Below are 5,524 nucleotides of genomic sequence, written 5' to 3' on the forward strand. Positions count from 1 at the left end.
TTGAGAAACAGCCGTCGCGAAATCCCGTAGTCCCCCGCCGACTGCTTCCAAGTCACAGGCCACCACGTCGCCGCCACAGAGCAAGCCTTGCCGCCGGATTTACGCGGATTTACGCAGCCGGTAACACTCAAGACGTCTTCGGTGCCCATCCAATCGGTCACCAGGCCAATCTCCGGGTGGAGGCGGCCATCGGCGACCAACTGTACCAGCGTCTCCAGATCGCGACCGTCAGCAACGTCGGTGTCGGTGTAGTCGAAATGCCGAATCGTCGCCGAGGCGGGGCCTTCCCAGAAACGAAAGAAATCTAGTGCGGGGGAGGTTCGGCTCGCCTGCCCGAACCAGATGAGGGTCCCGCGGGGTCGAAGCATGACCAAAGCCTGTTGGAGCAAGTCACCGCCGACCGATTCGAGCACGAGGTCGAACGGCCCGTTCGCATCGGCAAGATTCTGCACCACATGCCGAGCACCCAGCTCACGCAGGCGCGCCCCTCGGTCCGCCGTACCGGTCAACACGGTCAGATCGGCACCGGCCATGGCCGCCAGTTCGGCGAAATAGTGTCCTACCCCGCCCGAAGCGCCGGTCATCAGGACGCGACGACTGGCCAGAGGGCCGGCGACGCGAGCCAGCCGCAACGCGGTCAGGCCGGCGAGGGGGAGCGCCGCCGCGACGGTCTCGCTGATCCCGGACGGAAGCACCGCAATCAGGTCGGTTCTCACCGCGACGCGTTCTGCCCAACCCGACGCCGGGGGGTGGGCGACCACCCGGGTGCCAGCCGCGGGACCAGACCCGTCTGCGGCCGCGTCGAGCACAATGCCAGCAACGTCTTTTCCGGGACGCCAAGCTTCTGGTGGGCTTTCGAGCACGAAGGTCTCGCCTCGATTGACCGAATAGGCCGCAACTTCAATCACGGCTTCGCTCGGTGCTGGCGCAGGTTCGGCCACATCGGCCAGCGACACCAAGCGATCGGGGCCTAGACTCGGAATGAAAGCTTTCATGGTCTTACTCCATCGACAATGAGGCGGTTGCCTCGCGACGGAGTATCGGAACGAATGCATCAAGAAAGAAGAAGGCACTAATTAGTGGCCTAGGTTCTTGGAAGATACTCATGAACGACAATTTCAATGTGATGATAAATGCCTGTCCGACCCGGCAGGTGCTCGCGCGGATTGCCGACAAATGGACCATGCTCGTCGTGCTGGCGCTAGAGGACGGCACGCTTCGCTTTTCGCAGCTTCGCGCTCGAATTCAAGGCGTCACTCAAAAGATGCTGACGCAAACGCTGCGCGCGCTGGAACGGGACGGCATGGTGTCACGCACCGTTTATGCGACCGTCCCTGTTACCGTGGAATACCGCTTGACGCCGCTCGGCCATAGTCTCGCCGCTGCCGTTGTAACGGTCCGAAACTGGGCCTACGAAAATATGGCAAGCATCGAGTCCGCGCGGAGGTTCTATGACGGTGCGAAGTCTTAATATCGAGTCGACGCTGCATCGCAGTCGGTCGAGCACGGCTGTTGCTGCCGGTTGAGAGTCGACCAGACTGCCGAAATCTAGTCTAAGCAGCCAGCCGATATGATAGTCATTGCGTGCCGATGGCTTACCCAACACAACTCGGGTACAGAGAGACCGATTTATGGCAACAGTCTTATTCGTGCTGTCCGCGCATGCCTGAGATACCGTCAGCCCAGCTGATGATGGGTACATATCCGAGATCACGGCGAGCCTTCGTGATGTCGAGGGTGAAGTCCTGGCCGATCATGCGCAGCCTCTGGCGTGAGATGGGCAGCTTGGAGCGAATACGAAATAGTCGCCAAACCGTTTCAATGGCGGCCGCCATTCGCCAGGCGACGCCGAAGGGAACGCTACGTTCAATAGGTGGTACGCCGCGTGTTCCGAGCAGATCATTCAACATGTCTTTGAGCGTGTTGGTTCCGCCGTCGGTCACAAAGTAGGCCTGACCGCCCTGGCCATTTTCGGCAGCCAAGAGCACGCACTCGACGGCGTTATCGACATGGCGGTGCAGGAGACTTGCCGGCCGGCATCCGGCAACGCGGACTGGCCAGCCTTGGCCAAATCGACAATCTCCTCAAGTTGCGGCGTCCCCGGACCCCAGATCAGTGACGGCCGGATCACCACCGTTCGAAGCGCAGACGAATTCGCTTGCCGCACCAGCAGGTCGGCTTGCGCTTTTGTCTTGATGTAAGGCTCCCATGAGGGAGACTGAAGGGGCAAATCTTCCGTTATGTTTTTCATCGACATCGGTCGTCCCATTACTACGGCGGATGCCCCGACAGCAACGAATGTCGACGCACCCGTCGCTTTTTGCCGCTGCGAGCATCGTGCGGGTGCCAACGACGTTGGATTGATGAAAAACCTCATACGGGTCCGCCTGACTCAGGTGGCCGGCGACATGGAACACCGTATCGCAGCCCTACATGCCTTGGGTAATCGCCGGCTCGTTCTGCAGGTCACCGCGACATACAATTGCACCCTCTTTCTCGACTACCGCCGCTGCAGTTTCGCTGCGAGCCAGCGCTACGACACGAACATTTTGCGCCACAAGTCGACGTATTAAGTACAGGCCGACAAAGCCAGAGCCGCCGGCTCGGCGACAAAGAAGGCTTGCTTCGCGCCGTTGTCGCTCAGGGTCTCAAGGGGTTCATGGCGCGGAAGCGGAGCAATCGTCAGACGGCTGATGCCCTGGCCGATCTGAAGCGTGGTTGGGATAGCTGGATCGCGTTCGCGCATGAACGCCCGAAACTGTTCCGCTTGATGGTCGAGAGCACGCGATCAGAACCGAGTGTGATGGATGAGGCGTTCGTCCTCATGCGGGCGATTGTCGAACGCCTGGCAACAGAAGCCCGCTTGACGGCCGAGGTGGACGCCGCGGCACGCACAATCTGGGCAGCCTCAAGCGGGGTCCTGACACTATTCATGCAAGGCATGCCGGCTGCCGAAGTCAAACCGACTAGTGAGTTATTGTTCGATGCGCTGATGGCCAAACTGATTCGTCCAAAGTAAAAGGCCGGATTGGGCAAGGCGTGCCGGTGCGGGCCTATTGCAGATGAGCCGCGACATTCCGCGGCAGCAGCTCGTCGCAATGCCCGCGCTGCCGGTGCCACGCGATCAACTGTTTCGCAGCATCCGGTGTTGCTGCTCGCATTGGATGGACCAGCATGGCCACCGAACGACTAATTTCCGGCTCAGTAGCGCATTTGTTCCAGGTCTGTGATCAGCCTCGGTCCCGTCGGGCGCCACCCAAGCCGTTCCTGCGTTATCGCGCTGGACGCGAGTATTTCGGCACCGGCGAACATCGCGAGCCAGCCAAAGTGGGCTGCCACCTCTTCTGCCGAGAGGGCAACGACCGGTACTTTCAGGCCCCGGCCAATAATCTCCGCAATGTCGCGCATCGGTACGCCCTCTTCACCGACCGCGTGATATCGGCTGCCCGCTTCCTGTTTCTCCAGCGCCAGCCGGTAGAGACGCGCGGCATCGAGCACGTGCCCTGCCGACCAGCGATTCGCTCCGTCACCGACATACGCGGAGACGCCTTTCTCGCGGGCCAGGTTCACCAATGGGGTGACGAAGCCCTGCTTGATCGTGTTGTGGACCTGGGGAAGGCGCACCACCGACACGTTGACGCCCGCCGCCGACATCGACACGCCTGCAAGCTCCGAAGTCTTGCGGGGATGCGGATGGTCGGCATTGAACACGTCTTCGGTCGCGGGCTTGCCGGGCTCCAGGCTGCCCATGCCGACGCCGGAGGTGATGAGCAGCGGGCGCTTGGACCCGATGAGGGCGGAGCCCAGCGCCTCGATCACGCGCCGGTCCTTCTCGCAGTTCGCCACGAAATTCGAGAAGTCATGGTCGAAGGCGCAGTGGATCACGCCGTCGGATTTCGATGCGCCGATGCGCAGGCTCTCCAGATCTTCAAGATCCCCTCGATGCGCTGCGGCACCAGCAGCGACAAGAGAGCGGGCTCCCGCATCCGACCGCGTCAGTCCGATGACCTGATGGCCTGCATTGATGAGTTCCGGAACGATCGCGGAGCCGATAAAACCGGTGGCGCCGGTGACGAAGACTTTCATTGAAACCTCCGTGGAGTAGACGCAGCCTACTCTCGGCTCATACCGTATCGGGGTGAAGTAGTGACTTTATCCAGGTATATCGACTAACAGGATCCAGATGCCAGCGACGGACGAAAACCGCTTGGGCGCCTTTCTGAAGGGCAGGCGCGAGAAACTCGACCCTGCGGCCTTCGGCTTTGCCTTGACCCGCAGGAGAACGCCGGGACTGCGCCGTGAAGAGGTGGCTCAACGTGCCAGCGTCAGTGCCACCTGGTACACATGGCTCGAACAGGGCCGCGGCGGTGCGCCGTCGGCAGCCGCGCTGGGCCGGATCGCCCACGCGCTGATGCTGACGCAGGTCGAGCTCGAGCACCTGTTCCTGCTTGGACTGGGAAAGCCGATCGAGCTTGGCCACACGGCCTCCGAGGGCGTGACGCCGCGTCTTCAACGTGTGCTCGACTCGCTGGAACTGAGTCCCGCCATTGTCAAGACACCGACCTGGGATGTCGTCGCCTGGAATCGCGCCGCGGCGGCCGTGCTGACCGACTACGGCAAGCTGCCAACCGAGCAACGCAATATCCTACGCCTGATCTTCTGTAATCCGCGTGCTCGCGCCGCACAGACGGATTGGGAAAGCGTAGCCCGCTACGTGGTGGCGGCGTTCCGCGCAGACGCGTTTCGGGCCGCACCGGCAAAGGATGTCGAAGCTCTGGTCGAAGACCTCAGCCGCGTGAGCCCCGAGTTCAAACAGATATGGAGCGAAAACGACGTTCGCTCGTCCGGTGAGGGCACCAAGCATCTGCGCCACCCCATCGCGGGCTTGATCGGCATGGAATATTCGGCCTTCACCGTGGATGGCCGACCCGACCTCGGCATGGTGATCTACAGCCCGTCGACCCCGGAAGACGCCGACCGGATTCGAACGCTGATCAACACTAAGCTTACGGTTTGATCCGGTTCCCGGTCATCGATGGGCTGGCGAGTTCGGTTCGAACGTCCGCTATCGGGCCGATATGAAGCGGTCGGGCAGGGCACGACCATGTCCGCTTATCGCGGCAACAGCCGCGGGCCTGTTGGGTTGGCTTCTCTGGGCTACAGCCCCGGTATAACCGTTCATGCGCAGAGCGACCGTCATTTTGCGAGCGGCGTGGCCGGCACCGACGATCTGTGTGGCATGGATGATACCGAGACCCATCGCTTCAATCTTAAAGTGAACTGCACAGCTGGCCGCCGTCGACGACGATTTCGCTGCCGGTCATGTAGGCGCCGGTGACCAGCGCGACGTGGCCGCTCAGATCGAAAGGCGAGGGCAAGGGCATCAGTGCTTTTCCGCTCGCTGCGGCTTGCCAATGATCTTGCGGGCGATGCTCCAGCGATGCACTTCGCTGGGGCCGTCGTAAATGCGGAAGGCGCGGATGTCCTTGAAGATGCGCATGACGATGGTCTCCGAGGTGACGCC

General features: G+C 61.6%; 9 protein-coding genes. 3 read left to right on the forward strand and 6 right to left on the reverse strand.

Translation table 11 applies throughout. The features are described 5' to 3' along the window. The coding region (locus JWQ90_RS26970; protein ID WP_299698180.1) for a zinc-binding dehydrogenase at positions 1–995 on the reverse strand (995 nt) is incomplete at its 3' end. Between the two features lie 110 nt (positions 996–1,105). Between JWQ90_RS26970 and JWQ90_RS26975 the strand changes: the two genes are divergently transcribed. Further along, complete coding sequence (locus JWQ90_RS26975) at positions 1,106–1,471, forward strand: helix-turn-helix domain-containing protein (protein ID WP_299698181.1); 366 nt, start codon at positions 1,106–1,108, stop codon at positions 1,469–1,471. Between the two features lie 172 nt (positions 1,472–1,643). On the opposite strand, the gene JWQ90_RS26980 is transcribed toward JWQ90_RS26975, so the two are convergent. Genes JWQ90_RS26980 through JWQ90_RS29335 form a run of 3 tightly spaced genes read right to left on the reverse strand, consistent with a single transcriptional unit; the run spans position 1,644 to position 2,558 of the window. Continuing rightward, positions 1,644–1,982 (reverse strand): hypothetical protein, encoded by a 339-nt coding sequence (locus tag JWQ90_RS26980; RefSeq protein WP_299698182.1) that lies wholly within the window; start codon positions 1,980–1,982, stop codon positions 1,644–1,646. Then, entirely contained in the window at positions 1,940–2,377 is a 438-nt protein-coding gene (locus tag JWQ90_RS29330; protein ID WP_366919614.1) for an SDR family oxidoreductase, read from the reverse strand. Before JWQ90_RS29330 ends, JWQ90_RS26980 begins: the two co-directional genes overlap by 43 nt. Positions 2,378–2,429: 52 nt before the next feature. Continuing rightward, positions 2,430–2,558, reverse strand: coding sequence for a hypothetical protein (locus JWQ90_RS29335; RefSeq protein WP_366919615.1), 129 nt, complete (start codon positions 2,556–2,558; stop codon positions 2,430–2,432). A 62-nt stretch (positions 2,559–2,620) separates the two neighbouring features. Between JWQ90_RS29335 and JWQ90_RS26990 the strand changes: the two genes are divergently transcribed. After that, complete coding sequence (locus JWQ90_RS26990) at positions 2,621–3,019, forward strand: TetR-like C-terminal domain-containing protein (protein ID WP_299698184.1); 399 nt, start codon at positions 2,621–2,623, stop codon at positions 3,017–3,019. A gap of 182 nt (positions 3,020–3,201) precedes the next feature. Here JWQ90_RS26990 and JWQ90_RS26995 read toward each other — a convergent pair whose 3' ends face one another. Beyond that, a complete protein-coding gene (locus tag JWQ90_RS26995) occupies positions 3,202–4,086 on the reverse strand; it encodes an SDR family oxidoreductase (protein WP_299698185.1) in 885 nt (294 codons plus the stop codon). A 97-nt stretch (positions 4,087–4,183) separates the two neighbouring features. On the opposite strand from JWQ90_RS26995, the gene JWQ90_RS27000 reads away from it, so the two are divergent. Beyond that, a complete protein-coding gene (locus JWQ90_RS27000) occupies positions 4,184–5,017 on the forward strand; it encodes a helix-turn-helix transcriptional regulator (protein WP_366919616.1) in 834 nt (277 codons plus the stop codon). Positions 5,018–5,383: 366 nt separating this feature from the next. On the opposite strand, the gene JWQ90_RS27005 is transcribed toward JWQ90_RS27000, so the two are convergent. After that, positions 5,384–5,524 (reverse strand): acyl-CoA dehydrogenase family protein (locus tag JWQ90_RS27005; RefSeq protein WP_299698187.1); only part of this gene is annotated, 141 nt, incomplete at its 5' end.

The organism is Hydrocarboniphaga sp. (genome assembly GCF_028291725.1).
In the GTDB taxonomy this organism is placed as follows: domain Bacteria; phylum Pseudomonadota; class Gammaproteobacteria; order Nevskiales; family Nevskiaceae; genus Hydrocarboniphaga.

What these genes read in the sequence shown, in the direction of transcription:
- JWQ90_RS29330 (WP_366919614.1), bottom strand. Translation starts at nt 2,377, where the DNA reads ATGAGGTTTTTCATCAATCCAACGTCGTTGGCACCCGCACGATGCTCG.
- JWQ90_RS27000 (WP_366919616.1), top strand. Translation starts at nt 4,184, where the DNA reads ATGCCAGCGACGGACGAAAACCGCTTGGGCGCCTTTCTGAAGGGCAGG.
- JWQ90_RS26995 (WP_299698185.1), bottom strand. Translation starts at nt 4,086, where the DNA reads ATGAAAGTCTTCGTCACCGGCGCCACCGGTTTTATCGGCTCCGCGATC.
- JWQ90_RS26975 (WP_299698181.1), top strand. Translation starts at nt 1,106, where the DNA reads ATGAACGACAATTTCAATGTGATGATAAATGCCTGTCCGACCCGGCAG.